Source organism: Algoriphagus sediminis (assembly GCF_030403435.1).
In the GTDB taxonomy this organism is placed as follows: Bacteria; Bacteroidota; Bacteroidia; order Cytophagales; family Cyclobacteriaceae; genus Algoriphagus; species Algoriphagus sediminis.
The window spans coordinates 124,588-146,039 of the sequence record NZ_JAUEPH010000005.1; the positions used below are offsets into that span (position 1 = coordinate 124,588).

The 21,452-nt window shown below is 41.4% G+C and carries 21 protein-coding genes, 1 tRNA gene and 1 pseudogene; 12 read left to right on the forward strand and 11 right to left on the reverse strand.

Annotation, left to right across the window (positions count from 1 at the left end):
* Positions 1–25: 25 nt before the first annotated feature.
* A complete protein-coding gene (gene atpG, locus QVH07_RS12185; protein WP_290000746.1) occupies positions 26–892 on the forward strand; it encodes an ATP synthase F1 subunit gamma in 867 nt (288 codons plus the stop codon).
* Between the two features lie 99 nt (positions 893–991).
* The gene (locus QVH07_RS12190; protein WP_290000747.1) at positions 992–2,569 is read left to right on the forward strand and encodes a sulfatase family protein; all 1,578 of its coding nucleotides are present in this window, start codon (positions 992–994) and stop codon (positions 2,567–2,569) included.
* Positions 2,570–2,579: 10 nt separating this feature from the next.
* On the opposite strand, the gene QVH07_RS12195 is transcribed toward QVH07_RS12190, so the two are convergent.
* Positions 2,580–3,215 carry a GDSL-type esterase/lipase family protein gene (locus tag QVH07_RS12195; protein WP_290000748.1) on the reverse strand — a complete coding sequence of 212 codons (636 nt, stop codon included), beginning with the start codon at positions 3,213–3,215 and terminating at the stop codon, positions 2,580–2,582.
* A gap of 91 nt (positions 3,216–3,306) precedes the next feature.
* Between QVH07_RS12195 and QVH07_RS12200 the strand changes: the two genes are divergently transcribed.
* Positions 3,307–4,140, forward strand: a complete 834-nt coding sequence (locus QVH07_RS12200; RefSeq protein WP_290000750.1) for a UbiA prenyltransferase family protein — start codon at positions 3,307–3,309, stop codon at positions 4,138–4,140.
* Here QVH07_RS12200 and QVH07_RS12205 read toward each other — a convergent pair.
* Positions 4,137–5,495 carry an acyl-CoA dehydrogenase family protein gene (locus tag QVH07_RS12205; protein WP_290000752.1) on the reverse strand — a complete coding sequence of 453 codons (1,359 nt, stop codon included), beginning with the start codon at positions 5,493–5,495 and terminating at the stop codon, positions 4,137–4,139. The genes QVH07_RS12200 and QVH07_RS12205 overlap by 4 nt on opposite strands.
* 39 nt (positions 5,496–5,534) lie before the next feature.
* Between QVH07_RS12205 and QVH07_RS12210 the strand changes: the two genes are divergently transcribed.
* Positions 5,535–6,137, forward strand: coding sequence for a methyltransferase (locus QVH07_RS12210; RefSeq protein WP_290000753.1), 603 nt, complete (start codon positions 5,535–5,537; stop codon positions 6,135–6,137).
* Here the strand turns inward: QVH07_RS12210 and QVH07_RS12215 are convergent.
* From QVH07_RS12215 to QVH07_RS12240, 6 genes are all read right to left on the reverse strand, one after another.
* Complete coding sequence (locus tag QVH07_RS12215) at positions 6,127–7,485, reverse strand: neutral/alkaline non-lysosomal ceramidase N-terminal domain-containing protein (protein WP_290000755.1); 1,359 nt, start codon at positions 7,483–7,485, stop codon at positions 6,127–6,129. The genes QVH07_RS12210 and QVH07_RS12215 overlap by 11 nt on opposite strands.
* 2 nt (positions 7,486–7,487) lie before the next feature.
* Complete coding sequence (locus QVH07_RS12220) at positions 7,488–8,651, reverse strand: AIR synthase related protein (protein ID WP_290000757.1); 1,164 nt, start codon at positions 8,649–8,651, stop codon at positions 7,488–7,490.
* Positions 8,652–8,770: 119 nt separating this feature from the next.
* Positions 8,771–10,702: a CHU_0125 family OmpA-like outer membrane integrity protein gene (locus tag QVH07_RS12225; RefSeq protein ID WP_290000759.1), complete on the reverse strand. Its 1,932-nt coding sequence runs from the start codon at positions 10,700–10,702 to the stop codon at positions 8,771–8,773.
* 38 nt (positions 10,703–10,740) lie between these two features.
* Positions 10,741–11,229, reverse strand: a complete 489-nt coding sequence (locus QVH07_RS12230) for a hypothetical protein (RefSeq protein WP_290000761.1) — start codon at positions 11,227–11,229, stop codon at positions 10,741–10,743.
* A gap of 76 nt (positions 11,230–11,305) precedes the next feature.
* A complete protein-coding gene (locus QVH07_RS12235; RefSeq protein WP_290000764.1) occupies positions 11,306–12,100 on the reverse strand; it encodes a (Fe-S)-binding protein in 795 nt (264 codons plus the stop codon).
* Between the two features lie 108 nt (positions 12,101–12,208).
* The gene (locus QVH07_RS12240; protein ID WP_290000766.1) at positions 12,209–13,543 is read right to left on the reverse strand and encodes a 4Fe-4S dicluster domain-containing protein; all 1,335 of its coding nucleotides are present in this window, start codon (positions 13,541–13,543) and stop codon (positions 12,209–12,211) included.
* A 96-nt stretch (positions 13,544–13,639) separates the two neighbouring features.
* Between QVH07_RS12240 and QVH07_RS12245 the strand changes: the two genes are divergently transcribed.
* The 6 genes from QVH07_RS12245 to QVH07_RS12270 all read left to right on the forward strand — a co-directional run bounded on the left by QVH07_RS12245 (position 13,640) and on the right by QVH07_RS12270 (position 16,473).
* Positions 13,640–13,712 (forward strand) — tRNA-Phe (locus QVH07_RS12245).
* Positions 13,713–13,977: 265 nt separating this feature from the next.
* Complete coding sequence (locus tag QVH07_RS12250) at positions 13,978–14,463, forward strand: GFO_1088 family ECF-type sigma factor (RefSeq protein WP_290000768.1); 486 nt, start codon at positions 13,978–13,980, stop codon at positions 14,461–14,463.
* A 2-nt stretch (positions 14,464–14,465) separates the two neighbouring features.
* Positions 14,466–14,912, forward strand: coding sequence for a PG0215 family putative anti-sigma factor (locus QVH07_RS12255; protein WP_290000770.1), 447 nt, complete (start codon positions 14,466–14,468; stop codon positions 14,910–14,912).
* Positions 14,909–15,442, forward strand: coding sequence for a DUF4252 domain-containing protein (locus QVH07_RS12260; protein WP_290000772.1), 534 nt, complete (start codon positions 14,909–14,911; stop codon positions 15,440–15,442). Before QVH07_RS12255 ends, QVH07_RS12260 begins: the two co-directional genes overlap by 4 nt.
* A 21-nt stretch (positions 15,443–15,463) precedes the next feature.
* Complete coding sequence (locus QVH07_RS12265; RefSeq protein ID WP_290000774.1) at positions 15,464–15,973, forward strand: hypothetical protein; 510 nt, start codon at positions 15,464–15,466, stop codon at positions 15,971–15,973.
* 14 nt (positions 15,974–15,987) lie between these two features.
* Positions 15,988–16,473, forward strand: a complete 486-nt coding sequence (locus tag QVH07_RS12270; RefSeq protein WP_290000775.1) for a DUF4252 domain-containing protein — start codon at positions 15,988–15,990, stop codon at positions 16,471–16,473.
* Between the two features lie 53 nt (positions 16,474–16,526).
* Here the strand turns inward: QVH07_RS12270 and QVH07_RS12275 are convergent.
* Positions 16,527–16,808, reverse strand: a pseudogene (locus QVH07_RS12275) (DUF427 domain-containing protein).
* Positions 16,809–17,146: 338 nt separating this feature from the next.
* Here QVH07_RS12275 and QVH07_RS12280 point away from each other — a divergent pair.
* Together QVH07_RS12280 and QVH07_RS12285 are read left to right on the forward strand one after the other, a co-directional pair.
* The gene (locus QVH07_RS12280; protein WP_290000776.1) at positions 17,147–17,704 is read left to right on the forward strand and encodes a T9SS type A sorting domain-containing protein; all 558 of its coding nucleotides are present in this window, start codon (positions 17,147–17,149) and stop codon (positions 17,702–17,704) included.
* 395 nt (positions 17,705–18,099) lie between these two features.
* Entirely contained in the window at positions 18,100–18,666 is a 567-nt protein-coding gene (locus QVH07_RS12285) for a hypothetical protein (protein ID WP_290000777.1), read from the forward strand.
* A 55-nt stretch (positions 18,667–18,721) separates the two neighbouring features.
* Here QVH07_RS12285 and QVH07_RS12290 read toward each other — a convergent pair whose 3' ends face one another.
* Together QVH07_RS12290 and QVH07_RS12295 are read right to left on the reverse strand one after the other, a co-directional pair.
* Positions 18,722–19,630 (reverse strand): lipid A-modifier LpxR family protein, encoded by a 909-nt coding sequence (locus QVH07_RS12290; RefSeq protein ID WP_290000778.1) that lies wholly within the window; start codon positions 19,628–19,630, stop codon positions 18,722–18,724.
* Positions 19,631–19,717: 87 nt separating this feature from the next.
* Complete coding sequence (locus QVH07_RS12295) at positions 19,718–21,451, reverse strand: M14 family metallopeptidase (RefSeq protein WP_435367063.1); 1,734 nt, start codon at positions 21,449–21,451, stop codon at positions 19,718–19,720.
* Position 21,452: the final 1 nt, after the last annotated feature.

Below are 21,452 nucleotides of genomic sequence, written 5' to 3' on the forward strand. Positions count from 1 at the left end.
GATTTAAGAAGTACCAAGCAAACAGATGGCAAACCTTAAGGAAGTAAAAGAGAGAATAAGCTCTGTTCAGTCTACTCAGCAGATCACGAAAGCTATGAAAATGGTTTCCGCTGCAAAGCTTAGAAGAGCTCAGGACAAAATCGTGCAGATGCGTCCTTATTCCCAAAAACTTACAACCATCCTGAACAATGTTTCGGCGGCCTCTGAGGGTGCTGCAGATATTGTTTATGCTGGAAATCGAGAAGTCAACACTGTGCTGATCGTTCCAATTACCTCGGATAAGGGGCTTTGTGGTGCTTTTAATTCAAACATCATTAAGGCAACTAACCAAGCTATCAGAACGCAGTTTGAAAATAAGGAGATTAAGCTTCTTCCGATTGGCAAAAAGGCTCTAGAATTCTCCAGAAAGACAAAATACAGTGTCAAGAGTGATTTTGCTGATGTGTTTTCTGATGTGTCTTTTGACAATGTAAGAGCAGCTGCTGAATATGCGATGGAGGCTTATACTTCCGGGGAAGTAGATAAGGTGGTTCTTGTTTTTAACGAATTCAAAAACGTAGCTACTCAAGTCATCCGAACTGAACAGTTTTTGCCCATGCAAGCTGAAGAGAATGGCGAGGAAAAAACCAATGAGACGGATTATATTCTTGAGCCTTCCAGAGCATACATTATTGAGGAATTAGTTCCTACTTCGCTTAAGATCCAATTCTACAAAGCGATTCTTGAAAGCAATGCTTCCGAGCATGGTGCGAGAATGACGGCTATGGACAAAGCGACTGAAAATGCTGGTGAATTGCTAAAAGAGCTCAAGTTGATGTATAACAGAACCCGTCAGGCAGCTATTACAAATGAAATCCTTGAGATTGTTGCCGGTGCGAATGCACTTGGATAATCTCAATTAAAATAATTACTAAAGCCATCATCAATGAGATGATGGCTTTTTTAGTTTCTGGGAAGAAGGGGCTTTATTGAAATAGTATTATTTTGAAGCATGATTTACTCTAATCTCTCGCGGAGCTCTATTTTTTTATTTCTCGTTCCAATACTTCTGATCTCCTGCTCGAAGCCTGAATTAGAAAAAAAGAGCAATCCGAATATTATTATTGTGCTTGCCGATGATTTGGGTTATGGTGATATCGGAGCCTTTAATTCGGAAAGTTTGATAAAAACTCCCCACATTGATGAGCTTGCCAGTGAGGGAATGATGTTTACCGATGCTCATACCACTTCTGCAGTCTGCACGCCTACCAGGTATGCACTTCTAACGGGACGATATAATTGGAGAACCAAGCTCAAAGAAGGTGTCCTTACAGGAAAATCCAAAGCTTTGATCGCCTCCGATCGTACCACGTTAGGATCCATGCTGCAGAAGCAGGGGTATCATACCGCAATGATCGGTAAGTGGCATTTGGGAATGGATTGGGGATTAAAGGAGGGAGAAACGTTTAAGCCTGGAGGTTGGAATCCCGAGGACTATGATCAACTTGACTTCAATAAGCCAATAGAGAATGGACCAGGTACAAGAGGTTTTGATTACTCATTAGCATTGCCCGCTTCGCTTGATATCGCTCCATACGTTTATGTCGAAAACAATGCACTAACAAGCATTCCAACCAAAACTACAATTGACCAAGGAGAGTATAGCTGGTGGAGAGAGGGGCCTACGAGTGTTGACTTCATACATGAGCAATGTACTCCGGTGTTTTTCGAGAAGAGTATGGAATATATTTCGGAGCAGTCCAAAATGGAGAATCCTTTCTTTCTTTTTTTGGCCTTGCCTTCTCCTCATACACCGATTCTTCCGACAAAAGAATGGCAGGGGAAAAGTGGAATGCTCCCATATGCGGACTTTATGATGATGATTGATGATTATATGGGCAAACTCAATCAGGCCATCAAGGAAGCCGGAATTGAAGAAAATACCATCCTGATATTTACTAGTGATAATGGTTGCTCACCGGCGGCAGGATTCGAGAAGATGGTTGAGATGGGACATTATCCAAGTGGGCCTTTTCGTGGCCACAAAGCAGATATTTATGAAGGAGGACATAGAGTTCCTACCATTGTAAAATGGCCTTCGACAATCGCCAAAGGCACTGTGAATTCAACCTTGATCTCTCAGGTAGATTTTATGGCTACGTTTGCTGAGCTGACGGGTTACGAAATGCAGGATAATGAAGGAGAGGACAGCTTCAGTTTTCTTAGCCAATTAAATTCAGATCCATCAGATGACCTTGAGCGAGAGGGAACGGTATTCCATTCCGTTAATGGAACCTTTGCGATCCGTAAGGGAGACTGGAAACTGATCACTTCAAAAGGTTCTGGAGGATGGAGTTTCCCAAGACCTGGAGATTCGGCCCAGGAGGGACTGCCTGCAATGCAGTTATATAATCTGGCCAATGATCCCGCTGAAACTCAAAATCTATATCCTAATGAAAGAGCTAAGGCAGAAGAGCTAGAACAGCTTTTGGTCAAATATATCCAAGATGGGAGAAGTACTGAGGGTGCTATTCAATCTAATGACTCATTCGATGGTGAATGGATCCAAACATGGTTTATGAAAGATTGATTTGATTTCCCTAAAGTCTAATGGCGCGAGCAATCACACTTGCCATGATCCCTAAGCCTTCAGTGTTCGGATGTACCCCGTCAGGAAGTAAATCCTCTTTTCCCATAAATGGGGAATAAAGGTCAATGAGCTCTGAACCACTCTCATCTGCGATATCTATTAGCATCATCCGTTGCTCATTATTCATGACAGAAGCAGTAATTCCAAAATTATCCTTTGTGACAGGAACAGGTAGGATGACATAGACTTTCCCATCTACAGGCATATGCTTTTTATAAACAGATATAAGATCTAGATAGTCAGCTCTGAACTCGGAGGCATATTTCCAATTCTGAGGTTTTGAATCATTGGTTCCTAACATGATCACCAAGATATCTGGTGCGAACTCCTTCACTTCCTCAAACTGTGGCTCATTCCAAAAAGGGTAATCCCCATTCTTTAGCATAGTTCTCCCGCTTACTCCAAAGTTCTTCACCTCATAACTGTCACCGAGGATAGCTTGCATTTGAAGCGGATAGCTATCTGGGTTATCCCTTCCGGGTCCCTGAGTGATACTATTCCCGACACAAGCCACCTTTATTGGCTCTTGAGCAAAAAGAGAGATGGATATAAAAATCGAAAGGACTAGAGTAAGAATTGTTTTCATGGTTTTGGGTTTGGTTTCAAAATAGAAAAATCCATTCATTTAATCTCAAGGAAATGTATCTTCTTGGTGATTCCTCTATTTTTGAACTCTTATGTTGAAGTCAATTTTGAATAAAATTTCATGGCTGTCTCTGGATGTGGTGTTTGGAGGGTTAGCTGGAATGTATTTTTTTTCACGACTTCTAAGAGTGGAATTGTCCATCGAGCCCTATGCTCTTTTGGCTTTGGCAATATGGTCAGTTTACACTTTTGATCATTTGCAGGATGCGAGAAGAGTCCCTTCAGGTAGTAATTGGGATCGGCATGAATTTCATCTTCAGAATCGAATTCCATTGACCGTCTTGCTATTGGCAGCAATAATCACTGGTTTAATTTTGGGTATTTGGTACTTTGGCTTTGGCCCTACTCTTTATCTCAGCGTTGGACTGGCAGCGGTTATTCTTTTGATAATGGTCCTGATCCGTAATTTTTCAACTCAGGCGGCCTGGCTGAAGGAAATAAATACAGCAATATTCTATATAATTGGGATTGCCTGGCTTCCTTTTTATAAAGCGGAGGCAATTGATTTAAATGCACCCGTTTGGCTGTTGGCAGCAGTCTACCTTGGATTGGCTACTTTGAATTTACTTATGCTTTCCTATCTGGATGAAGAGAAGGATAGACAGGATGGGTCTCACTCCATCCTCACTTTTTTACCTAAAGAGAAACTTGGAAGAGTTATTCGTACCGCTACGATCATCCTGCTTGTTTTTGCAGCTGGGATGGGAATAGCGTTTCTGTCCTTTTATCGAATTTTTGCTCTGATTTTATTCCTAATGATATCCATTCATTACCTAAGTTTTTTTAACCAAAACTTCAGCTCAGAGAGAAAGCGGGTTCAAATGGAGCTTATTTTTTCTTTGCCCTGGGTTCTTGCTTTTTTCTAGATGAATGCGCTATGTCCCGTGATTGCTCTACCCACGATAAGTGAATTAATTTCTTTGGTCCCTTCATAACTGTAAACCGCTTCGGCATCTGCCACAAATCTGGCGATATCATGTTCGAGAAGAATTCCATTTCCCCCGAAGAGCTCCCTTGCATGATCTACAATGGAACGCATTCTTAGGGTACAAAAAACTTTGGCCAGGGAGGCATGTTCGTCAAGCAAAATATCCGAATCCTGCATTTCAGACAGTCGAAAAACCATGGTTTGCATTGCAGTAAGATCGCCAAGCATAGTGACCAAAAGGTCTTGGACTAGTTGGAAGGAGGCTATGGGTCTTCCGAACTGTTTACGTTCATTGGTATAAGCGAGGGCAAGTTCATAAGCGCCCCTCGCACAGCCTACTGCCTGCCAGGCCACACCTGCACGAGTCATCCTCAGTACTTTGGCAGTATCCCGGAAGGAGTTTGCTTCCTGGAGCCTATCGGTTTCCGGAACTTCGCAGTTCTCAAGAGTGATCAAGGCATTCTGCACAATCCTCAAGGCCATTTTGTCTTCCATCTTCTCTGCTTTGAAGCCTGGGTTTTCCTTCCTGACTATGAATCCTTTTACCTGATTGTCATCTAAATCTCTTGCCCAGATCACAGTGATATCCGAAAAAGTGGCATTTCCAATCCATTTCTTTTGCCCGTTCAAAACCCATGAATCTCCCTGTCTTTTACAGGTGGTGGTTAGTCCACCGGCTGCGCCAGAACCTACCTCTGGTTCTGTCAAACCAAAAGCTCCTATTTTCTCCAATTTTTGCATTTTTGGAAGCCATTCCTGTTTCTGAACTTCAGATCCACAGAGATAGATCGAACCCATGGCAAGACCACTTTGGACCCCAAAAAAAGTGGAAGTTGAGGTGTCAACTCTTGCCATTTCCATGGCAATGAAGCCTTCAAGTAAAGCTGATTTTCCGGGGCAACCGTAGCCTTCATATGTTAAACCCGCTATATTCAACTCAGCCATTTTTGGGATGATTTCGAAGGGAAATTCAGCCCGATTCCAATAGTGGTTGGCAATCGGTTTGATCTCTTTATTCATAAATTCCCTCACCTTCAGTTGGATTTCGCGTTCCTCACTAGAAAGAGATTTTCCAAGCTCATAGAAGTCTCCGTTGATTGCAGGAATAGCTTTGGGCTTACTTCCTCCCTTCAGCATCCCCATCATTTTGGACAGGTCCTCCTCACTCATTTTACCCACCAGTTCTACCATTTTTGGAAGATCTACCTTTCGGGAGAGGTCACCTATTTTTTCTAAATCAAGACCAGATAAGAGGTCTTTCAGGTTTCTGATATTTTTGAAGAAATTTTTCATAATCAGGAATTTAGGCTCAAAATCTTTTTCTTTAATCTAGTGAAAGATCTTTACAGTTCCGTTGCTCCTTTTTATTCTTTCTTGGCAAAGCTTGTCTTTGGGTCCAGTCTAGTTGAGGCTAAGTTGTTTCATTTAGAGGGTCGGAGTCTTGGGAAAATTCTCATCATAGGTGGAGGAGATGGATTCGATTATCTGGATCTTAAGCACCCGAAATATGGAGAATTCTGGGAAAAATCTGAATCCATGCTCCTGCATGCGAAAAAGAATCTTCACGAAACAGGATTAAGTTTTTATTTGGGTGATTTTGCCGATTCGGCAGAGGTTGATTTTGATGAGATTTGGCTACACTTTGTCTTGGACACATTGAAGGATGAGGAAGTGACTGAGTTTTTAGAGACCTGTCGGTCAAAGCTCAGTGAGAATGGGAAAATTTACTTGACAGACTTTTATTCACCAGTTACCTCCAAACAAAAACTGATACACAAAAGTATGATCAGATTTTTTAAAGTAGCCGCTGCATATCCAAGAAACAAGGTTCCGGATTATGAAAAATTCTTATCGGAAGCAGGTTTGATAAAAACCCATGAAAAAAAATTCAAAAAAGGCTGGATTCGATCCTCAGTTTGGAAAATCAGGGGGTAAGCTCTCCTGCTTTTCTGATCATCATTTGAATGAGATTGTCATAATAGGTTCCATTTCCAGGTCCATACCAATTCATTTCACGAGCTTCATGATAATTTTCATCATAAAGCTCATCAGGTATAATATAACCCATGTACCCTCCATTAAAACTGGTAATGATCAGATTCAGGCCATTGGCCCGAGCGAGCTTCTCCCACTCCTCGTAAAATACTCCGGATATTTCTCCACTAGATGAAATTAAAAGAGTGTTTCCTACTCGTGTTAGGTCAAAATGTGGATTGGTATCTCCCACGAGCCATTCGAATAACCATGGCCTTAGCCGAAGATTATCAGTAATTCTTAAATGTGGTTCACGAAGCAATAAATTAAGTCCAGCATATGCGAGACTAGGTTGATTGACAGTACCGAAATAGTTTATCTTTAATTTAACTGCCTCAGCGACGGAAAGGGCATAGCTCTTAGTGTCTTCCAGGGAATTCCCTGGGCGGTTAGGTTTATGACTCCCCACAGCTCCACTCGCAAAAAGAGCAAAATCAAAATCCTCCTCTTCGAGGTTTTGGGTTAGAAAAAAGGGGTAGTCTCCTGAAAGGCCCATATAACCAGTAGTGAGACAAGTGGAGTGAGCGCTGTAAGTAAGAAACGTAGCTTTTTTTCCGTCTGCCTTGGTGAAGATAAGCTGCCTCACAAATGGGTCTATCGGCCCGTCTTTAACAAATCGATTGGACACCCATTCAGAACCATCTGATTTTCTAAAACTGATTTTGGAAGTATCTTCTCCAGAAATAGCGCTTTGCAGGGCTTCAAAACTTTTTTCCGTAATCAATTCAACGATTTCTTCATCAAAACCACCGAAGGCGATGCTTCCAAGAGGTCCAGGCATATAACCTCCCATACCGGAATGGGTGTGAGTTGCTGTAAAAATGACCTGATCTATATCCAGATTTGATTCTTCTATTTTGTTTTGTATCGACTTTGCCAAATAAGGATGAACAATAAGGACCTCATAATTCAGCCAAGCTACCCTACTTTTACCATTGCTCAATGAGAGTGCCTTAATAAAGCTACTATCCGATACATATTCATATTCTCCCCTAGGAGCATATCCCACCAGGTCTACCGGCTTCTCCGGGGTCATATTGGTTTTTGCCCAGCCTACATACCAGCTTTCGCCTAAGCTGCTTTCAAAGGTGAGATTATCAAGATTTTCGAAGGTTTCGACATAAAAATCCTGCTCGTCGATGGGTGAACGGTCTACAAGGGTTAGTGTGCTGATTGCCAGAATCGCTAAAACTAGAATGAGGCTAAGGATAAACCTCAAAAGACTATTGCCAGTCTTCTTATGGGCCATTTTTAATACTCGTATGTTCCATGCTCACCCTGGATGGTTACCTTCTTTCCATCGAATGGTTCCACCCGGCCAATGATCTTCGCTTCGATTCCGTAGGTCTCTGCGATATCCATAATTTCTTCAGCATGCCTTTCATCCAGATAGATTTCCATACGATGACCCATATTGAAGACTTTATACATTTCCTTCCATTCGGTACCGCTTTCTTCCTGAATAATTTTGAAAAGCGGGGGAGTTTCAAAAAGATTGTCCTTGATCACATGAACTCCATCTACAAAATGTAAAACTTTGGTCTGGGCGCCACCACTACAATGAACAATACCATGAATGTATTGACGCATGTAATTCAGAACATCTACCATAATCGGAGCATAGGTCCTGGTGGGAGAAAGAACCAGCTTTCCCATGTCCAGAGGTGTCCCCGGAGCTCTGTCTGTCAGATTGTATTTCCCGGTGTAAACAAGATCATCAGGAACAGCAGGATCAAAACTCTCGGGATACTTGGTCTTCAAGACTTTGCTAAATACATCATGTCTGGCTGAGGTCAGCCCATTGCTTCCCATTCCACCATTGTATTCAGTTTCATAATTGGCTTGCCCATATGAAGCCAGACCCACTATTACATCTCCTGCCTGAATTTGATCATTGGAAATAACCTGATCTCTCCTCAGTCTACAGGTCACTGTACTGTCTACGATAACCGTTCTGACCAAATCCCCTACATCAGCAGTTTCCCCTCCTGTAAGAACAGCGTTTACCCCATTATCTCGAAGAGTCTGAAGCACTTCTTCAGTACCTTCTATCAATGCCGAAATCACCTCTCCAGGAATCAGATTTTTATTCCTTCCTATGGTGGAGGATACCAAAATATTATTGGCGGCACCTACGCAAAGCAGATCATCTGTATTCATGATAATCGCATCCTGAGCGATTCCCTTCCAGACACTTAAGTCACCTGTTTCCTTCCAGTAGAGATAAGCCAAAGATGATTTGGTGCCCGCACCATCAGCATGCATGATGTTGCAGTACTCAGGGTCATTTCCGAGGCTGTCTTCTACTATTTTGCAAAATGCCTTTGGGAAAAGTCCTTTATCCAGGTTTGAGATCGCATTGTGTACATCTTCTTTGGAAGCTGAAACACCTCGCTGCATATAGCGCTCATTCATATGAGAGTAGGGATGGTCGTTGTTGAATCAAAGGTACGTATTATCCTTAATTGGATACAAAAAAACCCTTTGAACTCTGATGTCCAAAGGGTTCTTTATCCCATAGCAGGCAGACTGGCCTATTGGTCAATCTGAATCACCTTAAATTCTGTTCGTCGATTAACCTGATGTTCCTCTTCTGTCTGTGCATTTTCTATAATCAGCTGACGCTTACCATATCCCTTCGCCACCAGCCTGTCTGCGTCTATTCCTTGAGAAACGATGTAATCTACAGCTGATTGTGCTCTACGTTGAGTCAAATCATCATTATACGCATCGGTCGCTCTTGCATCTGCGTGTGAACTCAGCTCGATTCTTATGGTTGGATTATCCTTTAGGATCTGAACAAGTTTATCTAGCTCCAAGGCCGCATCGGGTCGAATATCTGCTTTATCCAAATCGTAATAAATATTCTCCAAGACTATAGACTTGTCCAAAATCAATTGATCCAATACAATCGTGGTATCCAGAGTTACATTGGTTACTTCTTGGATTAGTGTGGATGGATCCGGAGTTTTTCCGTTTGTGGTATAAGGGACAGACTTGGAGAAATATCCAGATTTTGATGCAATGATAGTGTAGTTCTCATCTGGTGCCAAAGTGAACCTCACCCGACCCGTAGAGTTCGAGAAGTTACCATCCATCTGTTGGTTTTGAGCATCATAGAGCACTACTCTTGCTTGTTCTAGTACTGCGTCTGGCTCTCCGGCAACTCGCTGCTTGGTGAAAACATTTAGCAGAACATTCACGATTTTCGGTTTCGGAGTTTTATCCTCGAAGTAGTAGATATCATCATTACCAGCTCCACCTTCTCGATCTGATGAAATGAAACCTTGTTTTGGATACTCAGTAAAGGAAATGGCAAAATCATCCATTTTGCTATTGAAGGATGGGCCTAAATTGGTGATGATCTGCTCCCCCTCATCATTCACCTCCGCTACAAATAAATCCAGCTTTCCATAACCTGGCTGACCATCTGAAGCAAAAAAGAATTTCCCATCTGGTGCTGGACGCGGGAACATCTCATTTCCCGGAGTATTGATATTCGGACCAAGATTTACCGCGTTTCCGAAATCTCCATTCGCAAGTTTTGTGGCTTTATAAAGGTCAATTCCCCCATACCCGCCTGGACGATTTGAAGCAAAGTAAAGTATTTCTCCATCCGGGCTGAATGCCGGAGTACTATTCCACCAAAATTCATCTTCATTTACTTCCATCCAAATCGGCTGAGTGAACCCAGCTCCTCTAAAATAGGAGGCGAACAAAGCTGTTTCCGGAAGATCTTTTGGAGAAAGTGAATTTCCTCTGGCGTAAATAATGGTATTTCCATCAGGACTGATGGCTATTGCAGCCTGATTAAGGCCTTCTTCATTTCTGAACTCTGGCAAGGCCTGTATGCCGTTGACATCTACTCGTAATCCATCAGATCGAGCTCTGAAGAGTTTTGTATAGGGCGAACCATCGGCAGCGTAAATACCTGAAGCTTGCCTTCCGCTCGTGAAATAAAAGTAATCTTCGCTCGTGATCGGCGCATAATCTGCACCCGCAGTATTCAACTCCTGAAAATTAACCAGCTCATAGTTTTCCCAATAGTCACTAATTCCCTCGGCCAGTTCAATGGCTTTGGTTTGTCTTCTGGCTTCAGCTATATACTCTTGATCTGAAGTGTAGTCTTCTGAAAGCTTAAAGGCCTCATTTGCCTTTTCATACTCTTGCTGGGCTTTGTAGCCCAAACCCAATCTGTAATATGCTTCAAATGAAGGTTCTTCTTCTACTAGCTTCTCGTAGTAGGGTACAGACTCTTCAATTCTATTTGAAAGCCTATAGCTTTCTGCGATAACCTGATTTGCCTCAATATTGTCGGGATCCTCCTCCAAAATTTGCCCATAGGTATTGATGGCGTATTGATATTCACCCGATAGAAATTGATCATTTCCTTTCTCCTGAAGGCTTTTACAAGCTCCAAGCAGGAGGAGTAGAACGAAAATCTTTCCGAAAAAATGTTGTTTCATCTGAAGGTGATCTTTCTTAGAGGTTGGAATATTACTAATTAATTTGGAAAGTATTTGTTTAGCCAGCTTTCCGAGATGGGTATCCATAATCGTTGCAACTCTCTTTTGGTCTGAATCCTCGGATTGATTACCTCCTTATCTGCTGAAATTTTGCTTTCTGCCAAAGCTGTTTTGATTCCAAGAGCAGGTAATACCTGGATTTCTTCTTCGCTCTTTTTGATACTAACCTTTCCTTGATCCCTAAGATTTAGCCCCAGCTCACTCTCGATTTCACTAAGAACCCTTACAGAACTATCAATCGAACAGCCACTTGCTCCAAGATTACTTTCATCTACTGCAAGGACCAGGATCTGATCATTCAGAATAGTAAAAGAAGTTGGCATCAAAGTTCCATGAGTGTTCCAGTTTTGGCAAAACTGCTTCAATCGATCTTCCACCATCGAAATTTCATTGGAATTTAATTTTCTGTTAGCCTGATAAATCCAGATTCGTGCATCCTCTGGCATTTCCTCAAATTCGAGATACATAAGTAGGTATTTTGTACAAAGAAAAACCCTTTCTACCTAACGGCAAAAAGGGTCAAATTGATTCAATTTGTAAAGATCAAATTCCCATGTCCTTGGCAACCATTTCAGCCAAATCCATAACCTTCACCTCTTGCTCTTTCTCTTTGTTTTTCACGCCATCGGTCATCATCGTTAAGCAAAAGGGGCACCCCACAGCAATGGCATTAGCGCCAGTAGCCAGGGCTTCTTCCGTTCTTTCGATGTTAATATCTTTTTTACCAGGCTCGGGTTCTTTAAACATTTGAGCTCCGCCTGCTCCGCAGCAAAGTCCTTTGGTACGGCATCTTTTCATTTCTACTAATTCTACGTCCAAAGCTTTGATGACTTCTCTTGGGGCTTCATAGACATCATTTGCTCGACCCAGATAGCAAGAGTCATGAAAGGTGATTTTCTTTCCTTTGAACTCACCTCCACCTTTCAATGCGATTTTTCCTTCATTGATTAATTCCTGAAGAAATTGAGAATGATGAATCACCTCATAATTTCCGCCAAGGGCCGGGTATTCATTTTTAATGGTGTTGAAACAATGGGGACAAGCTGTCACCACTTTTTTGACTTCATACCCATTCAGGACCTGAATATTTGCTACCGCCTGCATCTGAAAAAGAAATTCATTTCCTGATCTTCTGGCAGGATCCCCTGTACAGGCTTCTTCAGGGCCTAAAACGGCAAAGCTTACGTTCACCTTGTTCAGGATTTTCACAAAGGCCTGGGTTACCGCTTTGTAGCGATCGTCAAATGATCCGGCACAACCCACCCAAAAAAGAACTTCAGGAGTTTCGCCTTTGGAGGCCATTTCGGCCATAGTTGGTACTTTATAATTTTCGGACATATTGTGATTTACGATTTGGGGATTTATGATTTACAATCTGGGATTTACGAATGTTGAATGTCGACTGATGGATTTGGAACTATGATGTGTAAAACCTGCAACTATCAATTACTTTATCTCTTCTTCTTTCACTTCATTAGCCCAATTGAATCGATCCTGAGGGCTGAATTTCCATGGAGCGAAACTAGTTTCCATGTTTTGGTACATCGCGTTCCACTGTGCAGGAGTACCAGATTCTTCCATGGCCACATATCTTCTCATATTCAAAATAATCGAAAGTGGGTCGATATTTACCGGACAAGCTTCCACACAAGCATTACAACTTGTACAAGCATTTAGCTCCTCTTTGGTGATGTAATCTCCAAGAAGGGATTTACCATCTTCAAGTCCCGGCCCGCCAGAATCAAGGCTCTTTCCCACCTCCTCAGCACGATCTCTCACATCCATCATGATCTTTCTTGGGGATAGTTTTTTACCCGTCAGATTAGCTGGGCATTCACTAGTGCATCTACCGCACTCTGTACAAGAATATGCATTCATGACATTGACCCAGCTCAGGTCATTGATATCCTTGGCACCAAACCTCGGGATTTCGGCAGGGGGCTCTGAAGGATTTTCGGTTGGGATACCCAACATCATATTTACTTCATTCGTGACTTCTGGCATATTTACCATTTCACCTTTAGGTTTCAGATTAGAATACCAGGTGTTTGGGAAGGCAAGGAAAATATGCAAGTGCTTCGAATAGGTGACATAGACTGCAAAAGCCAAAATACCTACAATATGAAACCACCAGGCAAATCGCTCAATGAACACTAAGCTCCCTGTACTCATTCCTTCAAAAAGTGGCTGAATCAAGCTGCTAAAGAAAAGGGTCCCCAGAACCACATAATGTTCATCTCCCCGGTTTGCAAGGATTTGATCTGTCGCATTCATGGTCAGGATGGCTACCATCAGAACGATCTCAATTACAAGGATCAAGTTGGCATCCAGAGTCGGCCATCCTTTCATTTCGGGCTTTGTGAACCGCTCCACCTTACTAACATTTCTTCTGGTAAGGAATACCACGCAAGAGAGTAGCACCGCCACAGCCAGAAATTCGAAAACATTCATTGCAACAGTGTAGGCACCGCCAAGTAATGGTGCGAATAGTCGGTGCGTGCCTAGAAGTCCATCCAGAATAAATTCCAATACTTCAAGGTTAATTACCACGAATCCCACATAAATAAGCAGGTGTAGGAAAGCAGGGAGCAATCGCTTAAACATCTTTTGCTGGCCAAAAGCCACGAGCGCCATGGTTTTCCAACGCTCGCCGGGCTGGTCATTCCGGGTTTCAGCTTTGCCGAGCATGATATTTCTGCGAAGGAATTTGATCCTTTTGGTCAATATAATTCCCGCCACGGCCAGGATGGCGATAAAAATTATTTGGGGTAAAAAGCTCATACAGTAGTAATTATGAAGTAAGGCTGTTTGTACTTAATTTTTTTTCTAAAATGATTTGGTTCAAAATCCCAATTACCTACCTTTGCATCACTTTACGGTGATGTAGCTCAGTTGGTAGAGCATCGGACTGAAAATCCGTGAGTCGGTGGTTCGAATCCACTCATCACCACAAACCCCGTTTTGATTCATTTCGATTCGGGGTTTTTTTATTTCCATTCTCTTAACTCCTGGCATTTTTGGGTGTTTAAAACTTAATGCAAATTAGCAAATACTCGGCATGCATACTATTTTTCAATCTTATTTAAATTCTTTCTAAAGCTTAACATGGGGCTTTTTACTGGCTTTTCTCCATTAAAAACTACGATTTTGAAAAAAGTCAAAAAATTTTTGTCCCAAAGTGTAACATTTCAAAAACCTGTGCATCACTACTACGAATGAGTTCATTTTTTGAAGCATATATCTGGTCTCAAAGAGGCAAGCTATACCGACTCGCATATTTCTGGGTAAAGGATAGAGCCCTTGCGGAAGATTTGCTTCAAAATGTTTTCGAGAAGTCTGTGGAAAAAGAAGCCGAGTTAAAAGAACATCCAAATCCTGTCGGTTGGTTAATGACCAGCTTGAAGAATGAGGCCCTGATGCATTTCAGGCAGTCTAAGCGAATCGAAACGATTCAGGCAGTGGAAGATGTCATGGAGGTGAGTGAGGAAGATTCAGATGCCACCGAAAGGGTGCAAAGAGTCATGAAATTAGTTCAGGGACTTCCGGAAAAACAAAGAGAGATTTTCCAGCTCAGAGAAGTGGAAGGTTTGACCTATGAGGAGATTGCTTCCTATTTGGAGGTCTCAGAAGATCAAGTCAAAGTCAATCTACATCGAGCAAGAAAATCGATCAGAGAAAAAATTCAAGTCCAAAGGAAATGAGCATGGAAAGCAGATTAAAGGAATTACTAGATAAATACTGGGAAGCGGAAACTTCCCTGGATGAGGAGAAAGAAATTCGAGAATTACTCCTGGCAGTGGAGGGATTTGAAGATGAGAAGTTGCTTTTCGGTGGCCTCGACGAATTAAGTGAAATGGAGCCTCAGCTAAAAAGGCCAGAGGGAAAAGTTAAAGAGACTAAAGTTAGAAGAATCACCCCGGTATGGCTCAATTGGGCTGCTTCAATTTTAATTCTGGTCAGCAGCGTTTGGGTCTGGCAGTATACCGAGCAGCGCAAAGCTGAAAAGGAGGCTTATGAAGAAGTGATGATGGCTTTGGCCATGATTCAGACCAATTTATCTAAAGGTAAGGAGAGTATGAAGGAGATTGAAGATTTGAAATATTTAAACACGACCAATCAGATTTTTGGTCAGGAACTGATGAATAAATGAAAAAATTAACCGCACTAGTACCCGTATTACTTTTGCTTTGGGCCTTTCAGGCCAAAGCTCAAGATGATGCTATCCAGAAGTTTTTTTCAAATTATACTGAGGATGACAGGTTTTCTCGAGTGTACATCTCACCAAAGATGATGCAAATGGCAGGAGGTTTCCTAAAGAATAATTCCGAGGATGATGAATCAAAAGAAGTGGGAAGTATCATATCAAAGATTCAGGGTATAAGAATCCTGAGCTCGGATGAGGTCGACGGATTGAAATTTTACGAAGACGCCATGTCTACACTTACCTCAAATAAATATGAGGAGCTAATGGATGTTAAAGATCGATCCTCCAAGCTGAAATTTATGGTCAGAGAAGAAAATGGCCTGGTTAAGGAACTACTGATGGTATCAGGAGATCAGGAGGATTTCGCGCTGCTATCCATGTTGGGATCATTCACCTATGAGGACCTCAATATTCTCGCAGAGACGACCGAAATTCCAGGGATGGAAGAATATAGAAAAGGAAAAAATCAACCTTAAATCGTGCAGAAAAGAAAAAACATGAAAAAATTAATTTATACCACCGTATTATTTTTATGTGCCACAATGATGGTACAAGCTCAGAGCGATCCGTACCAGTCAGTCAATACCAAGCTAGGTAAAGATGCTCAGCAGCCAGAAGTGCTCTGGCCTTTTGAAATGGAAGGTGTAGCCGTAGAAGACATTTCTATGAAATATGAAGCTCCATTTAAAGAAGTAGGCTCAAATATCACATTTGACTTTAACGAATTTGAAGAGGTAAAAAGCGCTGTATACGATCTTAAAAAGTTAGATAGGAATCTTATCATTCAGGGTTTTGAGGAAGGAATTCCTGAAGGCTTTGAAGAGGGTTTCAAGAGAGTAGACAGTAATGATTTTGTCATCATGTCAACTAAAAGTGGAGACAAAACTCCTGAAGAAGTTTATCTCCTGGTAGGTAGTAAAAAGCAGGCAGAACTGCTCTACTTTAAGTATGGAGAGAATGCTTCTGAGCTACATGAGAAAATAAAAATTGAACTAACCAATAACTAAAACAAACCACAATTATGAAAAAGCTAATCCTAACCTTAGCCCTTTTTGGAGCCGTTTTCGCGGCTCAGGCACAAAGCAAAACCGTAAAAGCCGTATATGAAAAATACAAAGGTGAAGAAGATTTCTTCCATATGGACATTGGGGGGAACTTCATGAACTTTGCCGAAGGCTTAAAAATAGATATTGATGAGGATGATATGGCCACAGTAGCCAAGTCCATTGAGCATTTGACCTTTTTCTCCCTTCCGGATGAGATGGGGCAAAATCACCGGGCTGAGTACAAAGCCATAAAAAAAGGACTTGATAAGGAGCGCTATGATTTAATCATGGAAACGGAAGATAAGGATAGTGGGATCTCAGTCTATTCAAAGGGTAACAATAATATTTCTGATTTGGTCGTTTTGGTGACTGATGACGATGGAAGCCTGATGATTTTTGAGCTTGAAGGCACATTCGACAGAGAAGTGGTCAGCAAGGCTACCGCCTATGCAAACAAATAATAATTAAAACTAAACCAGCTATAAAGAGCCGATGGAGAAATCCATCGGTTTTTTTATTTCTCCACCTTCACCCCTTTCCAGAAGGCAACGTGATTTTTGATTCCGCTGGCAGCAGGCTTTGGTTAAGGATAAAACCAGGCAGCGTCCACATTTCTCTCTCCATTCACCTCTAGGGTATAATATGAAGCGGTTCCTTTCCAGGGACAAACCGTGTGGGTTTCCGAAGGTTTGAAGAAGTCTTTATTGATCGCTTCCTCAGGGAAATAGTGATTGTTTTCGATAATGATGGTTTGGTCAGATTCTGCGATTACCACGCCGTTCCAGATGGCTCTCATAGATTTTATTTTAGAAAACCCTGATTCACTGCTTTGGGTTCGAAAGTGGAAAAGTCCTTTACTTAATAAAATTTCTGTTCGGATGAATTCCCTTTTCATCAAATAATCATTGTCAGAAGCAATTCCCATAATAGATTCTTTTGACAAAAGCCCATGATGCCTCAGAATCTTAGGGATGGTTTTCAGTAATGAGATGTCATTTATTTACTAATTCATGGCTTATTTTATAATAAAGTCAAAAAAAAGATTGAATTGATGAAACTAATTCAATTTAAAGGCGTTTTCATTTATGTGTATAGACATTAAAAGTATTTACCTATAAAACTAAATCAAACCTTATGAAAAATCTAATTACCCTTCTTTTGACACTTGGAATTGTTACTGGAGCAATGGCTACGGAGAAAATTCACATCCAGAAAACTGCAGATGACAAAGTCATTGTGGCGTTGAATGAACCTGCAAGTGAGACTTTACAAATCAAAATGTCAAATAAAGACGGCGAGGTGGTCTTGAGAGATAGAATAGTGAAAGGTCAAACCTTTGCAGCAAAACTGAATCTGGAGCCTTTACCGTATGGAACATACAATGTGGAAATTATTGGGGATAATGGAATCGTAAAAAATTCCAAAGTTAATTTTACCGACAGTTCTCAAAGAGACATTTATTCCAGGGTGACCAAAATCGACGAGAATAGCTTTCGCCTTTTAGTAAGCACGCTTACTGCTAGCAATGTGAAAGTTTCTATTTACGATCAAGACAAATTGATTCATTCAGAAACTGTGAGCAATCCTCAGGGACTACATAAAATTTATACTGTCGAAGGACCATCTGATAGTGGAGTAAGTTTTAAAGTGGAGTCCTTGTCAAATGCAAAAGTTGCAACAGCCTTAGATTAATTTTAACCTGATTAATAGAGATCCCGATGAAGTTTTCATCGGGATTTTTTTTGTTTCACGCTTTATGCAAATAATCCCCAAAGCTTAGATCTAATCAAAATTCAATAGAAGTGATAGTTTATATTGATAAAATAAAAAAATTTTAAAATATTTTTTATCCAAATAAAATTTGGATAATCTCATTTTTCTCCTCCAATCCTAATTTCCGTAACCGATTGCGAACTTATTTTTCATATCATTAATTTTAAAAGTCAAAATTTAAGAAAATGGCAACAATTAATAATTTTTTTTGAAATTTTGATAACCAAAATATCGATACTACGTTTGTATCAACATACATAGGGAATTGGAAACGCCAAGGCCTTGTGAATTGAAAACCTATTAAACCAACAAGTATGAAAAAGTTTTTCGTATTGCTTTTGACTGCAGGGATTGCAGGAGGAGCGTTTGCACAGGATGCCACTAAACTTTCGATCAAAAAGGTCGGTACCAGCAAAGTGGCGGTAGCTTCTACAGATGAAGCTGAAGGTTCCATGATTGTAAAGATTATGGATCAAAATGGAGATTTGATCTATCGTGACCGAATTGCAGAGCGTGATGGTTACAAAAAGATATATGACCTATCTCAAATGGAAGAAGGTGAATTTGATGTAGCGGTGACTGGACAGAGTGGTGAGTCCACTTCAGCGACTGTTTCCAACTACATTGAGGTAACACCAGTAGTTTATTCTAGATTCTCGGAAGTAGGTGAGGACACATATAAGCTACTGATAAGTGCTCATCAAGAAGAGGAAGAGATTAAAGTTCTGATCTTCGATGGTGGCCGATTAATCCACTCAGAGATGGTGTTGGACCCTCAGGGACTTCACAAAGTTTACAAGGTGGAAAGACCTTCCGGCGAGGGAATCACTTTCAAAGTAGAAACGTCTTCAGGATTTGAAGATTATGTAACCAAGAAATAACTAAACCAGCTATGCTAGCGATCCCGCCAATTCATTTTGGCGGGATTTTTTTTGCCTAAAAAAGCCATGATAGCGTAATGCGACCGAAGACTTGGTTGGACGCCGATTCGTTTTCTTTCGTGCGATAATAGATTCCATACCCCATACCGAAGTGGTTATAGTTTAGGATAAACTCCCCAAATACCTCTGCCACAGAATTCTGAGATTCAAACTCCGGTGGGAGCTCAGGGTTCATTAATTCTCCATCTATGGTTCGATTGAAAAAAACCTGCTTCAGCTCCACTCCAAGTTGAAAATACTGTTCCTGTCGGTTCCTGGTTCCGACTCTACTTCCATTGATTTGGCTGAATTCTAAGTCTTCAAAAGTTCCTATCCGAATGCTAGGTTTAATAGAAAGGCTCTGCTCAAGGTTTCCAATTGCAGCTAGCCCATCTGCCAAAACTTCAAAATTACCAGATCTAAACACACTTTTGCTGGCTCTCAAATTCAGATTCAATAGGAATGAATCATCGATTTGATTCTCCCAACCGTTTGCTCTTGGGAAGCCGAAATTGTCATGATACCAATTGTGAAATTGTCCCACACCTGATTTGGCTCCAATTACTCCACCGAGAAGCGAGAATTCTGTGACTATACCGGGTTTTCTTTTTTGAAATCCAAATTTCAAATAATTCACCCCAGCGAAGGGCCGGTCGATTTCCTCGGGTTCTAGCTCTTTCCTCAGGTCGGAGGTGAAAATTTGGTTTCCAAAGCCTATGCTTAGGCTTTTTCCTTTTCCCAAATAGTGGTAAAAAGTCAGGTAATGTCCACTGCTGTAATAGCGATCCTGCCTTCCGCTTACAAATGCATCGTTGTCAAGACGGACTACGAGTTGTGATTTTCGTGGCTTTGTCCCTAAGTCATTTTGAGCCATTGTCTCAAAAAAAACCAAAAAAAGCATGATACCAGTGGTAAATCTGAACATTGGGTTCAATATAATCTGAAGGGGAAAAACATAAAAAAATCCCTGTCGATTGATCAACAGGGATTTTCAGGTTGGGGTTAATATTTTTTATTTCGACCAGGAAGCTTTGCCTCCTTTGGCAGAATCAACATTAATCGTGTAGTTGTTTCCACCAGTTACAATCCATCGAACTTTCACTCCAGACATTCCTGGGATATTTCCCACGGCTATTTTTTCAGGTGAGTTTTTCTGCTCAGAATATCTCTTCATATCCTCATTTTCAACCACAAATCCTGCCACTACATTGGCACCGGAAATACTTACATAGTCAGGTCGCTCGATATTATACTTCAAGTCCTGAGAAGCGTGAGTGGGCATCATTCTCTCATTGTATATCGTCGCGATGATTTCTTTGAGTCCACCTCCCAAGTCAGTCTCCTTGACATCCATCACGGATAACTTTGGAGTATGATAGGCATGGAAAATGGTGAACGCAGAGTTTCTGTGTGCATCCTGCTCCAGTAAGAATCCGGGATGGGCGCGGCCAAAATTTTTCTTGAAACCACCTATTTCCACAGTTCCGTAGGTTGGATGCTCAAATTCCTTCCAGTCCACGAAAGCATCTCCAAAGGTGAGATATTTATCTACCTTGAGCTGCTCCTCCTGATTTCCTCTTCCAGCATTTTCATGGAAATAGAGATAAGATGTCATCAACTCATTAGAATAAGTAAAGATTCCTCGGTTTCCATAGAACCAGTCTAACTCTCCACCAAAAACTGAATAAAGGTCTTTATAAACCGTGAGATAGCGATATCCTGGCATGAGTTCTTCACCTTTCTCGGCTAGGGCATCATAGATTCTGATATCTTCTCTATTGTAAGTACCGACATCCTCTTCAGCTCCTGGCCCGCGGAGAATCATGCCTCCAGAATTATGATAACTCTGAGCCCCTGCGATGTTTGGATGATCCATCACAAACTCCATCACAGACCTATTTTCGGAAAGGGTGAAAGGGTATTTTAAGGCACCTCTTTGAACATAATCAGGTTGCCAGTTCCAGCCCCAATCACGATTCGGATCATAGTAGCCAATACCATCTTCATTCACCCTTCCATCACCGTCATTGTCCAGACCTTCCTGACCAAGGTATTCGTATTCCCCTTTTTGGTCGCCTTCTACTTGAATAAGTCGTCTTGGGTCTTGCGGATCTTTAATAAACCTTCCAGTTGGAGATTTTCGGATCATCATGGTGATACTTCCATTGCCATCTAAATCATCCATCATGTCTTCACCAGCAAGGCCATCCCCATCATTATCCAGAATCATCATACCTGACCTTGGGCTACTCCCGGTGTTTGGCTCCATGAAATAATTATTTCTCGCATCAGGGTTAATTGAGGGGGCAATGTAGAAAGTCTTATCAGCCAAGAGCTCTTTGATAAATACATTGTCCTGAAACATCTCAGTAAGGTACCATGCAGTGTATAGGGCAAACTCCCCGCCTTGTACCTCATTAGAGTGGATATTTCCATCTATCCACATGGCAGGCTTTTCCTCTGCCTCGCCAGCGGAGAAATCCGTGATCGTAATCATCATGATATCCCTCCCTTCGTATGACTTACCAATACTCTCTAGTCGAGTAAGCTCTGGATATGCCTGATTTATCTTTTGAAGATTCTCTACTAGACCTTCATAGCTATAGTAACGGTTAAAAGCTATTTCTACTTTTGGATTATGTGGAGTCCCCGCTGCGCGGAAAAACTTCTGTTGAGCTTCCGAAATGAAAGTTACCATGATCAATCCCATGGCAACCAATATTTTTGTTGTAGTTAGAATTTTCATG

Coding starts and splice junctions, on each gene's coding strand:
- QVH07_RS12250 (WP_290000768.1), top strand. CDS start 13,978: ATGAGTTCATTTTTTGAAGCATATATCTGGTCTCAAAGAGGCAAGCTA.
- QVH07_RS12220 (WP_290000757.1), bottom strand. CDS start 8,651: ATGAATGAGCGCTATATGCAGCGAGGTGTTTCAGCTTCCAAAGAAGAT.
- QVH07_RS12215 (WP_290000755.1), bottom strand. CDS start 7,485: ATGGCCCATAAGAAGACTGGCAATAGTCTTTTGAGGTTTATCCTTAGC.
- QVH07_RS12230 (WP_290000761.1), bottom strand. CDS start 11,229: ATGTATCTCGAATTTGAGGAAATGCCAGAGGATGCACGAATCTGGATT.
- QVH07_RS12285 (WP_290000777.1), top strand. CDS start 18,100: ATGAAAAAGTTTTTCGTATTGCTTTTGACTGCAGGGATTGCAGGAGGA.
- QVH07_RS12290 (WP_290000778.1), bottom strand. CDS start 19,630: ATGTTCAGATTTACCACTGGTATCATGCTTTTTTTGGTTTTTTTTGAG.
- QVH07_RS12225 (WP_290000759.1), bottom strand. CDS start 10,702: ATGAAACAACATTTTTTCGGAAAGATTTTCGTTCTACTCCTCCTGCTT.
- atpG (WP_290000746.1), top strand. CDS start 26: ATGGCAAACCTTAAGGAAGTAAAAGAGAGAATAAGCTCTGTTCAGTCT.
- QVH07_RS12280 (WP_290000776.1), top strand. CDS start 17,147: ATGAAAAATCTAATTACCCTTCTTTTGACACTTGGAATTGTTACTGGA.
- QVH07_RS12235 (WP_290000764.1), bottom strand. CDS start 12,100: ATGTCCGAAAATTATAAAGTACCAACTATGGCCGAAATGGCCTCCAAA.
- QVH07_RS12195 (WP_290000748.1), bottom strand. CDS start 3,215: ATGAAAACAATTCTTACTCTAGTCCTTTCGATTTTTATATCCATCTCT.
- QVH07_RS12240 (WP_290000766.1), bottom strand. CDS start 13,543: ATGAGCTTTTTACCCCAAATAATTTTTATCGCCATCCTGGCCGTGGCG.
- QVH07_RS12255 (WP_290000770.1), top strand. CDS start 14,466: ATGGAAAGCAGATTAAAGGAATTACTAGATAAATACTGGGAAGCGGAA.
- QVH07_RS12265 (WP_290000774.1), top strand. CDS start 15,464: ATGAAAAAATTAATTTATACCACCGTATTATTTTTATGTGCCACAATG.
- QVH07_RS12200 (WP_290000750.1), top strand. CDS start 3,307: ATGTTGAAGTCAATTTTGAATAAAATTTCATGGCTGTCTCTGGATGTG.
- QVH07_RS12295 (WP_435367063.1), bottom strand. CDS start 21,451: ATGAAAATTCTAACTACAACAAAAATATTGGTTGCCATGGGATTGATC.
- QVH07_RS12190 (WP_290000747.1), top strand. CDS start 992: ATGATTTACTCTAATCTCTCGCGGAGCTCTATTTTTTTATTTCTCGTT.
- QVH07_RS12270 (WP_290000775.1), top strand. CDS start 15,988: ATGAAAAAGCTAATCCTAACCTTAGCCCTTTTTGGAGCCGTTTTCGCG.
- QVH07_RS12205 (WP_290000752.1), bottom strand. CDS start 5,495: ATGAAAAATTTCTTCAAAAATATCAGAAACCTGAAAGACCTCTTATCT.
- QVH07_RS12260 (WP_290000772.1), top strand. CDS start 14,909: ATGAAAAAATTAACCGCACTAGTACCCGTATTACTTTTGCTTTGGGCC.